This is a genomic window from Streptomyces sp. cmx-4-9 (assembly GCF_046548835.1).
Lineage (GTDB): Bacteria > Actinomycetota > Actinomycetes > Streptomycetales > Streptomycetaceae > Streptomyces.
On the sequence record NZ_JAEBEE010000007.1, the window covers coordinates 233,421 to 251,614 of the forward strand.

Genomic DNA, 18,194 nt, shown 5'->3' on the forward strand with positions numbered 1-18,194 from the left:
CGGGGTTCCGGCCCGCTCGACGTCGCGAAGGGGTGCGGTCACGGTCCGTCAAGCATCCGTCCGCATGTCGGACGCAAAACGTCCGACTATCGGACGATGGGGAAACTGAGGCCCATGAGCCACAGCACGATCTCACCCCCCGAGCAGCAGGCGCCGCCGGCCGGCGCCCCCTCCCCCCTGGGCGGCGGACTCAAGCAGCGCCACCTCTCGATGATCGCCCTCGGCGGGGTCATCGGGGCCGGGCTCTTCGTGGGGTCCGGGGCGGGCATCGCCGCCGCCGGCCCCTCGATCGTCCTGGCCTACGCGGCCTCCGGGGTGCTCGTCCTGTTCGTGATGCGGATGCTCGGCGAGATGTCCGCCACGAACCCCGCCTCCGGTTCCTTCTCGGTGCATGCGGAGCGGGCCGTCGGCCCCTGGGCCGGGTTCACGGCCGGCTGGATGTTCTGGACGCTGCTCTGCGTGGGCGTGGCCATCGAGGCCATCGGCGCGGCCCACATCATGACCGGCTGGTTCCCCGGCACCCCGTCCTGGATGTGGGTGGCGCTGTTCATGGCCGTCTTCTGCGGGTCCAACCTGGGCGCCGTCTCCCGCTTCGGCGAGTTCGAGTTCTGGTTCGCCGCCCTCAAGATCTGCGCCATCGGACTCTTCCTGGGCCTGGGCGTGCTGGCCGTCCTGGGGCTGCTGCCCGGCACCTCCTCCCCCGGCACGGCCAACCTGGTGCACGACGGCGGCTTCCTGCCGAAGGGCGTGGACGGGCTGCTGGTCGGACTGCTGGCCTCGGTGGTCGCCTACGGCGGGCTGGAGACGGTGACCATCGCGGCCGCCGAGTCCGAGGACCCGGTCAGGGGGGTGGCCAAGGCCGTGCGGACCACCATGTGGCGGATCGCGATCGTCTACGTCGGCTCCATGCTGGTCATCGTCACCCTGCTGCCGTGGAACGACCCGGCGGTGACGGCCGACGGCCCCTACGCCGCGGCCCTGGACCACCTGGGCATCGCGGGGGCCGGCGAGATCATGAACGTGGTGATCCTGATCGCCCTGCTCTCCGCCATGAACGCCAACATCTACGGCTCCTCGCGGATGGCCTACTCGCTGGTCGCCCGCGGCCAGGGGCCCCGGGCCCTGGGCAGGGTCTCGGGCGGGGTGCCGCGCCGGGCGGTGCTCGCCTCCTCCGGCTTCGGCTTCGTCACCGTGCTGCTCTCGTACTGGTACCCGGACACCCTCTTCGCCTGGCTGCTGAACATGGTCGGCGGGGTCATCCTCGTCGTCTGGGGCTTCATCGCCGTCTCGCAGTTCGTGCTGCGCCGCCGGCTGGAGCGCGAGGCGCCCGGGAAGCTGGTCGTGAAGATGTGGGGCTTCCCCTACCTGACCTGGGTGGCCCTGGCCGGGGTGGCCGGCGTGCTGGTGCTGATGGCGCTGGGCGAGGACACCCGCGTGCAGGTGCTCTTCACCGGCGGCCTGACCGTCGCCCTCGCGGCGACCGGGTACGCGCTGCAGCGCCGGACCGCGGGCCGACGGGCCGACTGACCCCGCCCGGCCCTCCCGCTCCCGAGGCCGGTCCCGTGCGCACGCACGGGACCGGCCTCCGTCGTTCCCGGGACCGCACAGGGCAGGCGACCCTTACATGCAGACCGGACTAGCTACTGCTAGCGTGCAGTTGCGCATTAATTGCAATAGCAGTTGGCACGCCGAGGGGACCGGATACACGCATGGCCATCTACACGCTTCCTGAGCTTCCTTACGACTACGCGGCGCTGGAGCCGGTGATCAATCCGCAGATCATCGAACTGCACCACGACAAGCACCACGCGGCCTACGTCGCGGGCGCCAACACCACGCTGGAGCAGCTGGAGGAGGCGCGCGCCAAGGAGAACTGGGGCGCGCTCAACGGCCTGGAGAAGAACCTCGCGTTCCACCTCTCCGGCCACATCCTGCACAGCATCTACTGGCACAACATGGCGAGCCCCAAGACCGGTGAGGGCGGCGGCATCCCGGACGAGAAGGACGGCCTGGGAGAGCTCCCGGCAGCGATCGCCGAGTCCTTCGGCTCCTTCGCCGCCTTCCGCAAGCAGCTGACCTTCGCGTCCTCCGCGACGCAGGGCTCCGGCTGGGGCGTGCTGGCGTACGAGCCGGTCAGCGGCCGTCTGATCGTCGAGCAGGTCTACGACCACCAGGGCAACGTGGGCCAGGGCTCCGTACCGATCCTGGTCTTCGACGCCTGGGAGCACGCCTTCTACCTGCAGTACAAGAACCAGAAGGTGGACTTCATCGAGGCCATGTGGAATGTCGTCAACTGGCAGGACGTGGCCGCGCGCTACGCCGACGCCAAGGCGCGCACCCCGCTGCTGATCCCCGCCAAGGGCTGACCGGCACCGAAGAGCCGCCCGCCTCGTGATCGTCTTCTCCACCTTCGCGTGCGGGCGTTTCCACCAGCGGACCCCCGTGAGGACGTGACTCACGGGGGTCCGCTGCGTTCCCGGCCGGGCGCCGGCTACTCGGCGGGCTACTCGAAGGACGGGCCCTGGGTCCGGGTGCGCTTGATCTCGTAGAAGCCCGGGGTGGAGGCGACGAGCAGGGTGCCGTCCCACAGGCGGGCGGCGGCCTCGCCGCGCGGGGTGGGGGTGACCACGGGGCCGAAGAAGGCCACGTCGTCGCCGTCGGCTCCGGGAACGGAGATCACCGGCGTGCCGACCTCCTGGCCGACGCGGTCGATGCCGTCGTTGTGGGAGGCGCGCAGCACCTCGTCGTACTCGTCGGAATCGGCGTAGGCGAGCAGCTCGGAGGGCAGGCCGACCTCCTCCAGCGCGGCGGCGATGACCTCGCGGGTGGGGCCCTGGCCCTCGTTGTGGATCCGGGTGCCGAGGGCGGTGTAGAGCTTGCCGGTGACCTCCTCGCCGTGCTTCTGCTGGGCCGCCACGACCACGCGCACCGGGGCCCAGCCCTTGGGGCCGAGCAGCTCGCGGTAGGTCTCGGGCAGCTCGTCGAGCTTGTTCTCGTTGAGCACGGCCAGGCTCATCACGTGCCAGCGGACCTCGACGTCGCGGACCTTCTCGACCTCCAGCACCCAGCGGGACGTCATCCAGGCCCAGGGGCACAGCGGGTCGAACCAGAAGTCGACGGGGGTCTTCTCGCGCACCTGGGTGTCGGTCATGTCTCTCCTCGAACCTCTTGCGGGAAAAAGGGGGGCGTCACTGCGTCACGCTCCCCGTCGCCAACCAGGCCGCGGTCGCACGCATTCCCACCGTGGGAGGATTCGTTCGGAGAACGCGATCACGCACGAAGGAGTGCACGTGCCCGGAGAGAATCTGTCCCGCGACGAGGCCCGCGAACGGGCCGAGCTGCTGTCCGTCGACGGGTACGAGGTGGTCCTCGACCTGAGGTCCGCGGTGGACGGGGCCGAACCGGCCTCGGGCCCCCGCACCTTCCGCTCGGTGACGACCGTCCGCTTCCGGGCGGCGACCCCGGGCGCCACCACGTTCGCGGACCTGATCGCCCCCTCGGTGAACGCCGTGACCCTGAACGGGCGCGCGCTGGACCCGGCGGAGGTCTTCGACGGCGCGCGGGTCGCGCTCGCGGACCTGGCCGCCGAGAACGTCCTGGTGGTGGACGCGAACTGCGCGTACAGCCGGACCGGCGAGGGCATGCACCGCTTCGTGGACCCCGAGGACGGCGAGGTCTACCTCTACACCCAGTACGAACCGGCCGACGCCCGGCGGGTGTACGCCAACTTCGAACAGCCCGACCTGAAGGCGCCCTACCGCTTCGAGGTGAGCGCGCCCGAGGGCTGGCAGGTGTGGAGCAACGGCGCCGAGGAGTCCCGCGAGGGCGGGGTGTGGCGGTTCGCCGAGACCCGGCCGATCTCCACGTACATCACCTGCGTGGTGGCGGGCCCCTACCACTACGTGAGCGACACCTACACGCGCGGGGACCTGACGATCCCGCTGGGCGCGATGTGCCGCAAGGGGCTGGCCAAGCACTTCGACGCGGACGACGTCTTCCTGGTCACCAAGCAGGGCTTCGACCTCTTCCACGAGATCTTCGACTACCCGTACCCCTTCGGGAAGTACGACCAGGCCTTCGTGCCGGAGTACAACCTGGGCGCGATGGAGAACCCGGGGATGGTGACCTTCCGCGAGGAGTACATCTTCCGCGGGAAGGTCACGCAGGCCTCGTACGAGCGGCGTGCGAACGTCATCCTGCACGAGATGGCGCACATGTGGTTCGGCGACCTGGTCACCATGAAGTGGTGGGACGACCTGTGGCTGAAGGAGTCCTTCGCCGACTTCATGGGGTCCTTCGGGCTGGCGGAGGCCACCCGCTTCGACCAGGCCTGGGTGACCTTCGCCAACAACCGCAAGGCCTGGGCGTACCGGGCCGACCAGCTGCCGTCCACCCACCCGATCACGGCCGACATCCGCGACCTGCAGGACGCCAAGCTGAACTTCGACGGAATCACCTACGCCAAGGGTGCGTCCGTCCTCAAGCAGCTGGTCGCGTACGTGGGGCGGGAGGCCTTCCTGGAGGGCGCTCGGCGCTACTTCACGGCGCACGCCTACGGGAACACCACCCTGGACGACCTGCTGTCGGTGCTGGGCGAGGTGTCCGGGCGCGACATGGCGGCATGGTCGCGGGCCTGGCTCCAGACCGCGGGTGTGAACGTGCTGACCCCGGCGGTGACCTGTGACGCCGGCGGGCGCGTGACGGAGCTGGCGGTGCTCCAGGAGGGCGACGAGCTGCGCCCCCACCGGGTCGCGGTCGGCCTGTACCGGGTCGAGGCCGACGGCTCGCTGGTCCGCTACGCGCGGGCCGGGGCGGACGTGGCAGGTCCGCGGACCGTGGTCGCGGAACTGGCCGGCGTGGAGCGGCCCGACCTGGTGCTGGTCAATGACGAGGACCTGACCTACTGCAAGATCCGCTTCGACGAGGTCTCGCTCGCCACGCTGCGGGCGCACCTGGGCGACCTCACGGACCCGCTCGCCCGGGCCCTGGGCTGGTCGGCGCTGTGGAACCTGACCCGGGACGGGCTGATGCCCGCACGCGACTTCGTCGCGCTGCTCCTGGCGCACGGGGGCCGCGAGACGGATGTCGGCGTGCTGCAGATGCTGCACGCCCAGACGCTGACGGCGGTCACCCGCTACGCGGCGCCGCAGTGGCGCGAGCAGGGCGGCCGGGAGCTGGCGGCGGGCGCCCTGCACCAGCTGCGGCTGGCGGAGCCGGGCTCCGAGCACCAGCTGACCTGGGCCCGGTTCTTCGCCGCGTGCGCCGCGACGGAAGGCGACTTCCAGCTGCTGCTCGGCCTGCTGGAAGGCTCCGCGCGCATCGACGGACTGGAGGTGGACCAGGAGCTGCGCTGGGACTTCCTGCTGCCGCTGGCCGCCCACGGAGCGGTCGACGAGGACGCGGTCCACGCCGAACTGGCGCGCGACGACACGGCTTCGGGCAAGCGGCACCAGGTGCGGTGCCTCGCGGCCCGTCCCTCGGCGGCGGTCAAGGACCAGGCCTGGGCGGCGGTCGTGGAGTCGGACAGCCTGTCGAACGCGCTGGTGGAGGCGACCATCTCGGGGATGCAGCAGTCCTCGCAGCGGGCCCTGCTGGCGCCGTACACGGACCGCTACTTCGCAGCCCTCGAACGGCTGTGGCGGGAGCGGTCCATCCAGATCGCCATGGACGTGGTGCGGGGCCTGTACCCCTCGCTCCAGGACGACGCGGCCACGCTGGAAGCGACCGACGCCTGGCTGGCGGCGCACACGGATGCGGCTCCGGCCCTGCGCCGGCTGGTACTGGAGGCCCGTGACGACCTGGCGCGCGCCCTGCGCGCCCAGGGCTGCGACGCGGCGGCTTCCGCCTGATGCCTGCGGCGGGGTCCGGGGTACTCCCGGGCCCCGTGGGGCAGCCTATCGGCAGTCGAACGCCCGTACTTTAGCCCCGGCTTGTCCGGATTTGTCGACGAGCGTGTAACAGGGGTTAGCAAGGCCATGGCCTGAGGGAATCACTGCGTCATGAACCAGAACGCACCCCTCCCCCTGGCCCACCTCACCGGCAGCCGCCCCCGCGTGCTGACGCTGGCCCAGCTGCGCGAGCACGGCGTGAGCGCCTCCGACGCCGCCGGGCGCCCGTGGCGGCAGATCCTGCCCGGGGTGTTCCTCCTCCACTCCGGTCCCGCGACCAGCGAGGAGCGGCTGCACGCGGCGCTGCTGTACGCGGGGCGGCGCGGCGGGGGCGAGGCCATGATCACCGGACTGGCAGCCCTGGCGCTGTACCGCTTCGCCTCCGCGCCCGCGCTGCTCGCCCTCCCGCTCATCGACGTCCTGGTGCCGGGCACCCGCCGCCTGCGGTCCACCGGGGACGTGCGGATCGTGCGCGCCCACACCCCGCCGCGGTCCCAGGAGGTGACCGGGCTCCCGGTGGCGCCCGTCGCCCGGGCCGTCGCCGACGCCGTCGCAGGGCTCGGTGACGCCGCCTCGGTGCGCGCCCTGCTCAGCGAGGCCGTGCGCGCCGGGCACTGCGAACCGGCCGCGGTGGTCCGGGAGCTGACGGTGGCCCGGCTGCTGAACCGGCCGCACGTGGTCGACGCCGTGGAGTCCCTCCTCGCGGAGGGCCGCGCGATGGCCGAGGACCGGCTGTACCACCTCGTACGGGGCCACCAACTCCCCGAGCCCGTCTGGAACGTGGACCTGCGGCTGCCCGGCGGCCCGCACCTGGGCGGGGTGGACGCCTACTGGCCCGAGCAGGCGGTGGCCGTCGAGATCGACACCCGCGCCCCGCGCCAGGGCGAGGACGAGCAGTGGTCGGAGAGCGTCCGCAAGCGCGAGACCCTGGAGCGGCTGGGGATCACCGTCATCCACATCACCCCGCGCAAGCTGCGGGACTGGCCGGAGCAGCAGGCGGCGGTCGTACGGACGGCACTGACGGCCGCCGCCGACCACGAGCCCGCCGCCTACCTGGTGGTGCTGCCCCGGTGAGCAGGCGGCTGCGGCAGCGCAGGGTTCGCCGGCGAGAACTCCGGCGCGCTCCACAGCAGCCGTCCGGGGTGCAGGCTCTCCACCACCGATTCCACCCGGAAGCGGACGGCGCGGCTCCCGTCGGCCCCGAACTCCGTCCGGGCCCGGCCGCTGAGCTGGAGCACGGCGCCGCTCTCCCAGTGGGGGAAGAGCAGCGCGGCCCTCGGGTCGGCCACCAGGTTCCCGAGGGTCAGGAACATGGCGTTGCCGGGGTAGTCCGGCCAGGCCAGGTCGACCGGCGACAGCACCTGCACGAAGCCCGGCAGGCCGCCCCGGTGGCTGGCGTCCGCCCCGTCCCCGTCCTGCGTGGTGGCGATGAAGAAGGTGTCGGCGCCGGTGACGGCCCGCTGCTGGGCGGCGGTCAGCGACCCACCCCGCCGCAGCACGCCGGCTCCCTCGGTCGCGAGCTCCAGCGGGGTGCGCTTCTGCAGGTACTTGGGGCAGTTGGCGAAGACCTGCTCGGCCCGGACGGCGAAGCCCCGCCCGGTCGCCTCCACGGTCCCGTTGAGCCGCATCCGGCGCCGGGTCCGCGGATCGAGCGCGAGGGTGCCCACCCGGGTGCCGTCCGCGGCCAGCGCCCCGGCGAGCGGGTCCCCCTCCGGTAGACCCCCCGTGACCGCGATCCTGTCCGGCCCGGTGGCCCGGACGAAGCCGGGGGCGCCGGTGAGCAGCGAGGCCCACAGCCGGCCCTCCCCGTCGGCGGCGCCGACGACCAGGTGGGGCTGGAGCCCGAGGAAGGCCGCGGCGACGTCCTTGATGCCGGGACCGATGGAGCGGCCCACGTGTTCGGCCAGTTCGCGCACACCCACCCGCTCCTGTACGGCGAGCGATCCCCAGTGGTAGCCGGGCATCAGAAGAACCCGCAGGTCGGAGCGGAGGCGTTGGGGGCGGGAGCCCCTAGGGCGCCGGTCGGGACGGAGATCTCCAGGCGGGTGCCGTCGGGATCGTGGAAGAAGATGCCGCCGGAGGCCGCGCCCTCGCCGTGGGCGACGACGCCCTCGTACGCGAAGGCGACGCCGAGGCCGCGCAGCCGCTCCTCGTACTCCCGCACCTCCTCGATGGATCCGGCCGAGAGCGCCAGGTGGTGCAGTCCGGCCGCAGCCGGGTCGTACCCGTCGGCGGCCTGCTGCCACAGGGTGAGCACGAGCGCGCCGTCCTGGCCGAGGAAGGCGTGGCGGCGCCCGTCCTGCGCGCCCTCGCCCAGCACCTCGAAGCCGAGGGCGTCCCGGTAGAAGACGAGCGCGCGGTGCAGATCGGTGACGTTCAGGCCGACGTGGCCGGTGCGGAGCGGGCTGATGGCGGTGGTCATGGAGATCCCTTCCCCCGGGTCGTGCCACAGCGGGCTGCGGCCGGGATGTCTAACCTTCTATTTCAAGATTAAGGGTTAGCTCTGGGCGCGTCAACCGTTCACGTACCCTTGAGGGGTTAGCGACCCGAGGAGACGGACATGACGGCGGCGGACCCACGACCCCTGACCGGGGAGCCGGTGGCCCTCGACCTGCTCAACACCCGCTGGGTCGCGGACGGCGAGCGGCTCGACCTCTTCGCGGGCGCGGCCGGGCTGAGCCGTCTGGAGGGCCTCGCGATCTGGCTGGAGGCCGTCGGCCTGGCCGACCGCTTCCGTGCCGACGCCCCGACCCTGGTCCACCTGCTGACCGCCCGCGAGGTGCTGGCCCGCGCCGTCGCGGACCCGGCCGACGAGAAGGCCCGCGCGCTGGTCGACGCCGTCCTGGAACACGGCCGCATCCGCGCCACCCTGGGCCCCGAAGGCCCCGGCGAGCGTGCCGAGTTCGCCGATCCGGCGTGGGGTCCCGCCTGGACGGCGGCGCGGGACTACCTGGAGCTGCTGGGCTCCTCCCCCGACCGGATCCGCGCCTGCGCCGCGGAGAGCTGCGTCCTGCACTTCCACGACGTGTCGCGCAACGGCACCCGGCGCTGGTGCTCGATGGCCGCCTGCGGAAACCGCGCGAAAGCCTCGCGCCACTACGCGCGCACGCGCGAGCGCTGAGCGGTCGGAATCTGTCACACCCGCCCCGGAGCCACACCACGCCCCGGGGGCGACGCGAGGCCGCCACGTCGACAAATCTACTCAGCGGAGCCTGAGGTTCACACCGGTCTGCCCAGGTACGGCCCTACTGGCGGGTAGCCTGCGCTGGCGAGAGTCCGCCATGGCAGGTCTCGGTCAATGACAACTCTCCCCAAACAGCTGTCCCTTGCGCAAAGCTGACCGGTCATCCGGCACCGAAATCCGGACCGTTTCTTTCACTTACCAGGGATGCTGATGACCCTCGAATCCCCCAGCTCCATACCCGGGGCCAGACGCGTCGCACGCGTCGCGGCCGCGGCCGGCCTGGTCGCCGCCCTCGCGGCCACCGGCGCCGCGCCCGTTTTCGCCGCGAACGGCACCGACGCACCGGTCACCAACCCGGCCGTCAAGTCGGCGGAGCAGAAGCTCGGTTCGGCCGATGCGGAACTCCTCCAGGAGGCCAAGGCCAAGGGCGACGCGAACGTCACCGTCATGGTCGCGACCGCTCCCGGGCAGACCAAGCAGGTGGCCGACCAGCTCGACGCCGTGCAGGGCGCCTCCGTGGGCCGGACGTACGACAAGCTGGGCTACGTCCGCGCCACCCTGCCCACCGGCAAGGCGGACGACGCCCTGAAGGCGGCAGCCAAGCTCTCCTCCGTGCACGGCATCGACCTGCGGCACGAGATCAAGCTGCCGGAACCGCGCCCCGACGCCGACCGCGAGAGCGGCACGGTGAAGAAGACCGCCGCCGAGACCTACGCGGCGCCGGACAAGAACACCCCGGCGAAGAACCCGTACAACCCGTCCTTCGAGACCGGTGCGGTGGACTTCGTCCAGGACAACCCGCAGGCCGACGGCCGCGGCGTGACCATCGGCATCATGGACTCCGGCGTCGACCTCGGCCACCCGGCCCTGCAGAAGACCACCACCGGCGAGCGCAAGATCGTCGACTGGGTCACGGCCACCGACCCGATCACGGACAACGACGGCACCTGGCGCGCCCAGATCACTCCCGTCACCTCCGCCGGCGGCACCTTCTCCGCGGGCGGCCAGAGCTGGAAGGCCCCCGAGGGCACCTTCCAGTGGAGCCGCTTCAGCGAGTCGATCACGGCCAACGGTGACATGAAGGGCGACGTCAACCGCGACGGCGACACCACCGACCGGTTCGGGCTGCTCTACGACGTGGCGGCCGGCACCGTCCGGGTCGACACCGACCAGGACGGCGACTTCACGAACAACGAGCCGATGAAGCCGTACAAGGACGGCTACCAGATCGGCTACTTCGGCACGGACAACCCGGCGACCGAGGTCGCCGAGCGCATCCCGTTCGTGATCGAGATCCGCAAGGACGTCCCGATGGACCCGCTGGGCGGTGACTGGGTCGGCAAGAAGGCCGACTTCGTCAACGTCGGCATCATCGAGTCCGAGCACGGCACGCACGTCGCCGGCATCACCGCCGCCCACAGCCTCTTCGGCGGCAAGATGAACGGTGAGGCGCCCGGCGCCAAGCTCGTCTCCTCGCGCGCCTGCTCCTGGTCCGGCGGCTGCACCAACATCGCGCTGACCGAAGGCATGATCGACCTCGTCGTCAACCGCGGGGTGGACATCGTCAACATGTCGATCGGCGGCCTCCCGGCGCTGAACGACGGCAACAACGCGCGCTCCGAGCTCTACAAGAACCTCATCGACACCTACGGTGTCCAGCTCGTCATCTCGGCGGGCAACGAGGGCCCCGGAGTCAACACCATCGGCGACCCCGGTCTCGCGGACAAGGTCATCTCCGTGGGCGCGGCGGTCTCCAAGGAGACCTGGGCCGCCAACTACGGGTCCGGCGTGGCCAAGAAGTACAACATGTTCCCCTTCTCCTCGCGCGGTCCGCGTGAGGACGGCGGGTTCACGCCGACCATCACCGCCCCCGGTGCGGCCATCAACACCATCCAGACCTGGCTGCCGGGCGCCCCGGTGGCCGAGGCGGGCTACACCCTCCCGGCCGGCTACGGGATGCTCCAGGGCACCTCGATGTCCTCGCCGCAGGCGGCGGGCGCCAGCGCCCTGCTGATCTCGGCGGCGAAGCAGCAGGGCATCAAGCTGACCCCGGCCTCCCTGCGGGTCGCGCTCACCAGCAGCGCGAAGAAGATCGCCGACGTCCCGGCGCACGCCCAGGGCTCCGGCCTGATCGACGTCATCGGCGCGTGGGAGTCCATCCAGCGCGACGCCAAGGCGAACGAGTTCACCGTCAAGGCGCCGGTCGACACCGCGATCGACCAGTTCCTGAAGACCCCGGGCTTCGGCACCGGCGTCTACGACCGCGAGGGCGGCCTCAAGGTCGGCCAGAAGAAGGTCTACGACGTCGTCGTCACCCGCACCACGGGCGTCAAGTACGGCACCCGGCACAACCTGAGCTGGCGCAACAACGACGGCACCTTCAAGGTCATCGGCGGCTACGACTACGTCACCCTGCCGCTGAACAAGCCCGTCACCATCAAGGTCGAGGCCAAGGCCACGTCGGCCGGCGTGCACAGCGGCATCCTGCAGCTGGACGACGAGACCACCGAGGGCATCGACAAGCAGATCCTGACGACGGTCGTCGCCTCCACCCCGCTGGCGAAGCCCTCGTTCACGCTGTCGGACACCTCCTCGGTGCAGCGCAACAGCCACAAGTCGTACTTCGTGACCGTCCCGCAGGGCGCCAAGACCCTGGAGGTCGCCCTCGGCGGACTCGCGGCCGGCAGCCAGACCCGCTTCATCTCGATCCACCCGTACGGCCTGGGCGTCGAGGACAGCGCGACCACCCAGTGCTACCCGAACTACAACAACCCGGCGAACACCTGCCGCCCCGACCTGCGCTCCTACGCGGACCCGCAGCCGGGCGTGTGGGAGATCGAGGTCGAGTCGCGCCGTACGTCGCCGCTGCTGGACAACCCGTACCGGCTGGACGTCTCCGTGCTCGGCGCGGCCTTCGACCCCGCGGTCAAGGTCCTGCCCGAGGTCAAGCAGGGCACCCCGGCGCCGGTCCAGTGGACCGTCAAGAACGACGCGGCGGCCATCTCCGGCGGCAAGCTCAAGGGCGGCCCGCTCGGTTCCGCGAAGGTCGCCAAGCCGACCATCGCCACCGGCGAGACCCAGACCACCGAGGTCACCATCGGCGCGGGCGTCTCCCGCCTCGACATCGCCATCGGCAAGACGTCCGACACGGGCGCCGACCTCGACCTGGACGTCTACAAGGACGGCGTCAAGGTCGGCACGTCCGCCGACGGCGACTCCGAGGAGGCCGTGAGCCTGGTGAACCCGGCCGCGGGCACCTACACCATCGAGGTGCTGGGCTACGCGATCCCGTCCGGCTCCACCACGTACGACTACCGCGACGTGTTCTTCTCGGCCGCCCTGGGCTCCGTCCAGGTCGACGAGGCCGCCGCGGTGAACCTCGCCTCCGGCGCCTCGGCGTCCGTCTCGGCGAACGTCCTGGTCAACAGCGCGGCCCCCGAGGGCCGTCAGTTCTTCGGCCAGGTCCAGCTGCTCAACGCCCGCGGCACCGCCGCCGGCACCGGCAGCGTGCAGATCGAGAAGGTCCTGCCGTAGCCGCGACCGGCTGACCGGATCACGCATGACGCAGGACGCATGACGGAGGGGCGGGCGCCCGGATCGGGCGCCCGCCCCTTCGGCCGTGTCCGGGGGTCCGGACCCGGCAGAGCGGCCACTCACCAGCTCAGACCAGGCGAAACGGGCATCCGACAGCCCTGTGGCACGCCCGCCGCGCCGGGGTCACGGGGGTGCGCCTCCAGGACACCGTCCGTTCCTCGGACAATGGATTGGACAAGGCTCGTGGGGTCGAACGCATGATGGCTCCACGCGCGCCCGCGTCGTACGTACCAGAGGAGTCACCGTGAGGGTCGGAATCGTCGGAGCCACCGGACAGGTCGGCGCAGTCATGCGCGGCATCCTCGCCGAGCGCAAGTTCCCGGTGGACGAGCTGCGGCTGTTCGCCTCGGCCCGTTCCGCGGGCTCCACCCTGACGTGGGAGGACCGGGACATCACCATCGAGGACGCCTCCACGGCCGACTACACCGGCCTGGACATCGTGCTCTTCTCCGCGGGCGGCGCCACCTCCAAGGCCCTGGCCGAGAAGGTCGCCTCGCAGGGCGCCGTCGTGATCGACAACTCCTCCGCCTGGCGCAAGGACCCCGAGGTCCCGCTGGTCGTCTCCGAGGTCAACCCGCACGCGGTCCGCAACCGCCCCAAGGGCATCATCGCCAACCCGAACTGCACCACCATGGCCGCGATGCCCGTGCTGCGCCCGCTGCACGCCGAGGCCGGACTGTCCGCGCTGGTCGCGACCACCTACCAGGCCGTGTCCGGTTCGGGCCTGGCGGGCGTCGCCGAGCTCAAGGGCCAGGCCTCGGCGGTCTCCGAGCACGCCGACCGGCTGACCTTCGACGGCGGGGCCGTGGACTTCCCCGAGCCGCAGGTCTACCGGCGCCCGATCGCCTACAACGTGGTCCCGCTCGCGGGCAACCTGGTCGACGACGGCTCCTTCGAGACCGACGAGGAGCAGAAGCTGCGCAACGAGTCCCGCAAGATCCTGGAGATCCCCGGCCTCAAGGTGTCCGGCACCTGCGTGCGCGTGCCGGTCTTCTCCGGCCACTCCCTCCAGATCAACGCCCGCTTCGAACGCCCCCTCAGCGTGGAGCGCGCGTACGAGCTGCTCAAGGACGCGCCCGGCGTCGAGCTCTCGGAGATCCCTACGCCCCTGCAGGCCGCGGGCAAGGACGCCTCGTACGTGGGCCGCATCCGCGCCGACGAGACGGCGGACAACGGCCTCGCGCTGTTCCTGTCCAATGACAACCTGCGCAAGGGCGCGGCGCTGAACGCGGTCCAGATCGCGGAGCTGGTGGCCGAGGAACTGCGCGGCTGACCGTCCCGTCGGCCGTGCGGGAGGGGCGGGCGCCCGCGGCGCCCGCCCCTCCCGCACGTCACGGCCTGCGGACCTCGAAGTGGAAGCAGCCGAACTCGGCGGCCCGGACGTGCACGAGGGCCACCGCGGGATCGGCGAAGGCCGCGTCGAGGGCCCGCTCCAGCACCCCGTCGGGGTCCACGGCGAGGTCGAGGACCTGCCCGCCGAGGATGTGCCCGCGGGCGTCGTAGCGCCGGGCGGTACGGACGGCGCCGGCCCGGGCGAAGGGGTACCCGCCGCCGGGGGCGGGCCCCGCGCAGGCCTCGGCGTGTACGAACACCGGACCCTGCTCGTCGTAGGCGCCGGGGTCGGCGCCGGTCCGGGCGGCCCAGCGGCGCAGGGGCGCGTAGGAGACCAGCGCGATGCGCTCGCCGGGCTCGCTGGTCCGCAGGCAGCAGCGCAGTGGCGCCCCGCCCTCCTCGTCGGTGCGGGGGAGGCGCTGCACGCCCGCGTCGTCGTGCGTGCGGAGCTCGTCGAGCGCCGCTTCTTCGATGGGCCTGGCCCGGTACCTGCTGGTCATGTCCTCCAGCGTGCCGCCGCCGCGGCCCGCTGTCCGGCGGGTTCGCGACGTCGCGTTCGCCCCTGGACTACTCCGGCGCGGTGACCCGCACCCCCGTGGAAGGATGGGCCGGAACGTCACCATCGAAGGAGATGACCGCGTGCCAGGCACGAATCTCACCCGTGAAGAGGCTCAGCAGCGGGCAAAGCTGCTCACCGTCGACTCGTACGAGATCGCACTCGATCTCAGCGGCGCGCAGGACGGCGGGACCTACCCCTCCGTGACCACCGTGCGCTTCCAGTCGGCCGAGGCAGGTGCCGAGACCTTCATCGACCTGGTCGCCCCGGCCGTGCACGAGGTCGTCCTGAACGGCAGGGCGCTGGACGTCGCCGCCGTCTTCCGGGACTCGCGGATCACCCTGGCGCACCTGGCGGCCGGGCCCAACGAGCTCCGGGTCGTCGCGGACTGCGCGTACACCAACACCGGTGAAGGCCTGCACCGCTTCGTCGACCCGGTCGACCAGCAGGCTTACCTGTACACCCAGTTCGAGGTGCCGGACGCGCGGCGGGTCTTCGCCAGCTTCGAGCAGCCCGACCTCAAGGCCACGTTCCAGTTCACCGTGACGGCTCCCGAGGGCTGGACGGTCATCTCGAACTCGCCGACTCCCTCGGCGGAGGAGGTCAAGGACAACATCTGGCGCTTCGAGCCGACCCCGCGCATCTCCACGTACATCACCGCGCTGATCGTCGGCCCCTACCACGCCGTGCACAGCTCCTACGAGGGCCCGGACGGGCAGTCCGTCCCGCTCGGCGTCTACTGCCGCCCTTCCCTGGCGGAGTTCCTCGACGCGGACGCGATCTTCGAGGTGACGCGGCAGGGCTTCGACTGGTTCCAGGAGAAGTTCGCCTACGCCTACCCCTTCGCCAAGTACGACCAGCTCTTCGTGCCGGAGTTCAACGCGGGCGCGATGGAGAACGCGGGCGCGGTCACCCTCCGCGACCAGTACGTCTTCCGCTCGAAGGTGACGGACGCCGCGTACGAGATGCGCGCGGAGACGATCCTGCACGAGCTCGCGCACATGTGGTTCGGCGACCTGGTCACCATGGAGTGGTGGAACGACCTGTGGCTGAACGAGTCCTTCGCCACCTACACCTCGATCGCCTGCCAGGCCGACGCCGAGGGCTCCCGGTGGCCGCACGCGTGGACCACCTTCGCCAACTCGATGAAGACCTGGGCGTACCGGCAGGACCAGCTGCCGTCCACGCACCCGATCATGGCGGACATCCGTGACCTGGACGACGTCCTGGTCAACTTCGACGGCATCACGTACGCCAAGGGCGCCTCGGTGCTCAAGCAGCTCGTCGCATATGTGGGCACGGACGCCTTCTTCAAGGGCGTACAGGCCTACTTCGCCGCGCACGCCTTCGGCAACACCCGGCTGTCCGACCTGCTCGGCGCCCTGGAGGAGACCTCCGGCCGCGACCTGGCCGCCTGGTCGAAGGCCTGGCTGGAGACGGCCGGCATCAATGTGCTGCGCCCGCAGGTGGAGACGGACGCCGAGGGGGTCATCACGGCGTTCGCGGTCCGCCAGGAGGCCCCGGCCCTGCCGGCCGGCGCCAAGGGCGAGCCGACGCTGCGGCCGCACCGCATCGCGATCGGCCTGTACGAGCTGCGCGACGGGGCCCTGGTGCGGACCGAGCGGCTCGAACTGGACATCGACGGCAAGCTGACGGCCGTACCGGAGCTGGTGGGCCGTGCCCGCCCGGCCGTGGTCCTGCTCAACGACGACGACCTCTCCTACGCCAAGGTCCGCCTGGACGAGGAGTCCCTGGCCGCGGTCACCGCGCACCTCGGCGACTTCGCCGAGTCGCTGCCGCGGGCGCTGTGCTGGGCCTCGGCCTGGGACATGACGCGCGACGGCGAACTCGCCACTCGCGACTACCTGGCGCTGGTCCTCTCGGGCATCGGCAAGGAGTCCGACATCGGCGTGGTGCAGTCGCTGCACCGGCAGGTGAAGCTGGCCGTCGAGCTGTACGCCGACCCGGCCTGGCGCCAGGAGGGGCTGACGACCTGGACGGAGGCCGCCCTGGAGCACCTGCGCGCCGCCGAGCCGGGCAGCGACCACCAGCTGGCGTGGGCCCGCGCCTTCGCGGCCACGGCCCGCACCGAGGAGCAGCTCGGTCTGCTGTCGGCGCTGCTGGACGGCACGGCGGAGATCGACGGCCTGGCCGTCGACACCGACCTGCGGTGGGCCTTCCTGGAGCGGCTCGCCGCGACGGGAGCCGCCGACGAGCCGGAGATCGCGGCGGAGCTCGGACGGGATGCCACCGCGGCGGGCGAGCGCCACGCCGCGACGGCCCGGGCGGCGCGGCCGACGGCCGAGGCCAAGGCGGAGGCCTGGGCCTCGGTGGTGGACTCGGCCGAGCTGCCGAACGCGGTGCAGGAGGCGGTGATCGGCGGCTTCGTCCAGACCGGTCAGCGCGAGCTGCTGGCCCCGTACACCGCCCGGTTCTTCGAGGCGGTCAAGGGCGTCTGGGAGACCCGCAGCCACGAGATCGCCCAGCAGATCGCGGTGGGGCTCTACCCCTCGCTCCAGGTCTCGCAGGAGACCCTGGACGCGACGGACGCCTGGCTGGCCTCGGCCGAGCCGAACGCGGCCCTGCGCCGCCTGGTCCTGGAGTCCCGCTCGGGTGTGGAGCGCGCCCTGAAGGCCCAGGCGGCCGACGCCGCCGCTGCCCGGCGCTGATCCCGTCAGACGCCACCGCCCCCGCGGAACTCCGCGGGGGCGGTGGTGTACGCGGGTCCGGCGGGGCTACTGCCGGGCGGCGGCCACCTCGCGCAGGGCGCCCAGGACGTGGGACACCGCCGGAGCGGATTCGGCCCCGCGGCGGACCGCGGCGATGACGTGCCGGGTGGGGCGGTCATGGGTGAGGACGCGCACGGCGACCCCGGAGGCGCGCCGGGAGACCATCCGCGGGACCAGGGCCACGCCCATGCCGGCTTCCACCATGGCCAGGATCGCGGTCCAGCCGGAGGCGGAGTGGGCCTGTTCCGGGACGAAGCCGGCCGCCTCGCAGGCACCGCGGGCGATCTCCGACCAGGGGCCGCTGCCCCCGTAGATCCACGGGTCGCCGGAGAGGTCCGCGAGGCGCAGGCCGCGGGCGCCGGCCCGCGGGTGGCCGGGCGGGAGGGCCACGTCCAGCGGGTCCTCCAGCAGCGTGATCCGGGTGAAGCGGGGGTCGCGCGCGGTCGGCGCGTGGGCCGCGAGGGACAGGGCCAGGTCGACGACGCCCGCGGACAGCAGCGCGTAGGCCTCCGCGGCCTCGGTCTCCCGGACCCGGACCTCCACGCCGGGGCGGGTCGACCGCAGCGCCGCCACCGCGGGGACGACCAGGGCGGGCACGGCGGTCGAGAAGGCCCCGATCCGCACCTCGCCCGCGTCCCCGGCCAGGTAGCCGGCCAGGTCCGCGTCGGCCCGCTCCAGTTCCGCGAACACGGCCTCCGCATGGCGCAGGACCAGGTGGGCCGCGTCGGTCAGGCGCACCCGCCGGCCCTGGGCCTCCAGCAGCACCACCCCGAGCTGCCGCGCCAGGTTCGTCAGCTGCTGGGAGACGGCCGAGGGCGTCATGTGCAGCGCCTCGGCCGTCGCGGTGACGGTGCCCTGCTCGGCCAGGGCCCGCAGGATCCGCAGTTTCTTGATGTCCCACTCGGTCACGG

The 18,194-nt window shown here is 72.1% G+C and carries 13 protein-coding genes; 8 read left to right on the forward strand and 5 right to left on the reverse strand.

Annotation, left to right across the window (positions count from 1 at the left end; all coding sequences use genetic code 11):
* The first annotated feature begins 114 nt into the window (after positions 1-114).
* Both ACLJTM_RS22710 and ACLJTM_RS22715 read left to right on the forward strand, forming a co-directional pair.
* A complete protein-coding gene (locus tag ACLJTM_RS22710; RefSeq protein WP_411105515.1) occupies positions 115-1,527 on the forward strand; it encodes an amino acid permease in 1,413 nt (470 codons plus the stop codon).
* Positions 1,528-1,709: 182 nt separating this feature from the next.
* Complete coding sequence (locus ACLJTM_RS22715) at positions 1,710-2,366, forward strand: superoxide dismutase (RefSeq protein WP_411105516.1); 657 nt, start codon at positions 1,710-1,712, stop codon at positions 2,364-2,366.
* A gap of 137 nt (positions 2,367-2,503) precedes the next feature.
* Here ACLJTM_RS22715 and ACLJTM_RS22720 read toward each other — a convergent pair whose 3' ends face one another.
* Positions 2,504-3,151 (reverse strand): DsbA family protein, encoded by a 648-nt coding sequence (locus tag ACLJTM_RS22720; RefSeq protein WP_411105517.1) that lies wholly within the window; start codon positions 3,149-3,151, stop codon positions 2,504-2,506.
* 139 nt (positions 3,152-3,290) lie between these two features.
* Between ACLJTM_RS22720 and pepN (ACLJTM_RS22725) the strand changes: the two genes are divergently transcribed.
* Entirely contained in the window at positions 3,291-5,849 is a 2,559-nt protein-coding gene (gene pepN, locus ACLJTM_RS22725; RefSeq protein ID WP_411105518.1) for an aminopeptidase N, read from the forward strand.
* Positions 5,850-5,999: 150 nt separating this feature from the next.
* Complete coding sequence (locus tag ACLJTM_RS22730) at positions 6,000-6,962, forward strand: hypothetical protein (RefSeq protein WP_411105519.1); 963 nt, start codon at positions 6,000-6,002, stop codon at positions 6,960-6,962.
* Here the strand turns inward: ACLJTM_RS22730 and ACLJTM_RS22735 are convergent.
* Positions 6,938-7,852, reverse strand: a complete 915-nt coding sequence (locus ACLJTM_RS22735) for a pyridoxamine 5'-phosphate oxidase family protein (protein ID WP_411105520.1) — start codon at positions 7,850-7,852, stop codon at positions 6,938-6,940. The genes ACLJTM_RS22730 and ACLJTM_RS22735 overlap by 25 nt on opposite strands.
* A complete protein-coding gene (locus tag ACLJTM_RS22740; protein WP_411105521.1) occupies positions 7,852-8,310 on the reverse strand; it encodes a VOC family protein in 459 nt (152 codons plus the stop codon). The genes ACLJTM_RS22735 and ACLJTM_RS22740 overlap by 1 nt, the downstream gene beginning before the upstream one ends.
* 138 nt (positions 8,311-8,448) lie before the next feature.
* On the opposite strand from ACLJTM_RS22740, the gene ACLJTM_RS22745 reads away from it, so the two are divergent.
* The 3 genes from ACLJTM_RS22745 to ACLJTM_RS22755 all read left to right on the forward strand — a co-directional run bounded on the left by ACLJTM_RS22745 (position 8,449) and on the right by ACLJTM_RS22755 (position 13,939).
* On the forward strand, positions 8,449-9,009 hold the full coding sequence (locus ACLJTM_RS22745; RefSeq protein WP_411105522.1) for a CGNR zinc finger domain-containing protein: 561 nt from the start codon (positions 8,449-8,451) through the stop codon (positions 9,007-9,009).
* Positions 9,010-9,282: 273 nt separating this feature from the next.
* Entirely contained in the window at positions 9,283-12,606 is a 3,324-nt protein-coding gene (locus ACLJTM_RS22750) for a S8 family serine peptidase (protein ID WP_411105523.1), read from the forward strand.
* 304 nt (positions 12,607-12,910) lie between these two features.
* Entirely contained in the window at positions 12,911-13,939 is a 1,029-nt protein-coding gene (locus ACLJTM_RS22755) for an aspartate-semialdehyde dehydrogenase (protein WP_411105524.1), read from the forward strand.
* A gap of 58 nt (positions 13,940-13,997) precedes the next feature.
* Here ACLJTM_RS22755 and ACLJTM_RS22760 read toward each other — a convergent pair whose 3' ends face one another.
* Entirely contained in the window at positions 13,998-14,498 is a 501-nt protein-coding gene (locus ACLJTM_RS22760; protein WP_411105526.1) for a DUF1203 domain-containing protein, read from the reverse strand.
* A 139-nt stretch (positions 14,499-14,637) separates the two neighbouring features.
* Here ACLJTM_RS22760 and pepN (ACLJTM_RS22765) point away from each other — a divergent pair, with 139 nt between their 5' ends.
* Positions 14,638-17,223, forward strand: a complete 2,586-nt coding sequence (gene pepN / locus ACLJTM_RS22765) for an aminopeptidase N (protein WP_411105527.1) — start codon at positions 14,638-14,640, stop codon at positions 17,221-17,223.
* Between the two features lie 66 nt (positions 17,224-17,289).
* On the opposite strand, the gene ACLJTM_RS22770 is transcribed toward pepN (ACLJTM_RS22765), so the two are convergent.
* Positions 17,290-18,192, reverse strand: coding sequence for a LysR family transcriptional regulator (locus tag ACLJTM_RS22770; protein WP_411105528.1), 903 nt, complete (start codon positions 18,190-18,192; stop codon positions 17,290-17,292).
* Between the last annotated feature and the right edge of the window lie 2 nt (positions 18,193-18,194).

Excerpts from the sequence above, each read along its gene's own strand:
- ACLJTM_RS22750 (WP_411105523.1), top strand. The coding sequence starts at position 9,283 with ATGACCCTCGAATCCCCCAGCTCCATACCCGGGGCCAGACGCGTCGCA.
- ACLJTM_RS22720 (WP_411105517.1), bottom strand. The coding sequence starts at position 3,151 with ATGACCGACACCCAGGTGCGCGAGAAGACCCCCGTCGACTTCTGGTTC.
- ACLJTM_RS22760 (WP_411105526.1), bottom strand. The coding sequence starts at position 14,498 with ATGACCAGCAGGTACCGGGCCAGGCCCATCGAAGAAGCGGCGCTCGAC.
- ACLJTM_RS22745 (WP_411105522.1), top strand. The coding sequence starts at position 8,449 with ATGACGGCGGCGGACCCACGACCCCTGACCGGGGAGCCGGTGGCCCTC.
- ACLJTM_RS22740 (WP_411105521.1), bottom strand. The coding sequence starts at position 8,310 with ATGACCACCGCCATCAGCCCGCTCCGCACCGGCCACGTCGGCCTGAAC.
- ACLJTM_RS22730 (WP_411105519.1), top strand. The coding sequence starts at position 6,000 with ATGAACCAGAACGCACCCCTCCCCCTGGCCCACCTCACCGGCAGCCGC.
- ACLJTM_RS22715 (WP_411105516.1), top strand. The coding sequence starts at position 1,710 with ATGGCCATCTACACGCTTCCTGAGCTTCCTTACGACTACGCGGCGCTG.
- ACLJTM_RS22710 (WP_411105515.1), top strand. The coding sequence starts at position 115 with ATGAGCCACAGCACGATCTCACCCCCCGAGCAGCAGGCGCCGCCGGCC.
- ACLJTM_RS22735 (WP_411105520.1), bottom strand. The coding sequence starts at position 7,852 with ATGCCCGGCTACCACTGGGGATCGCTCGCCGTACAGGAGCGGGTGGGT.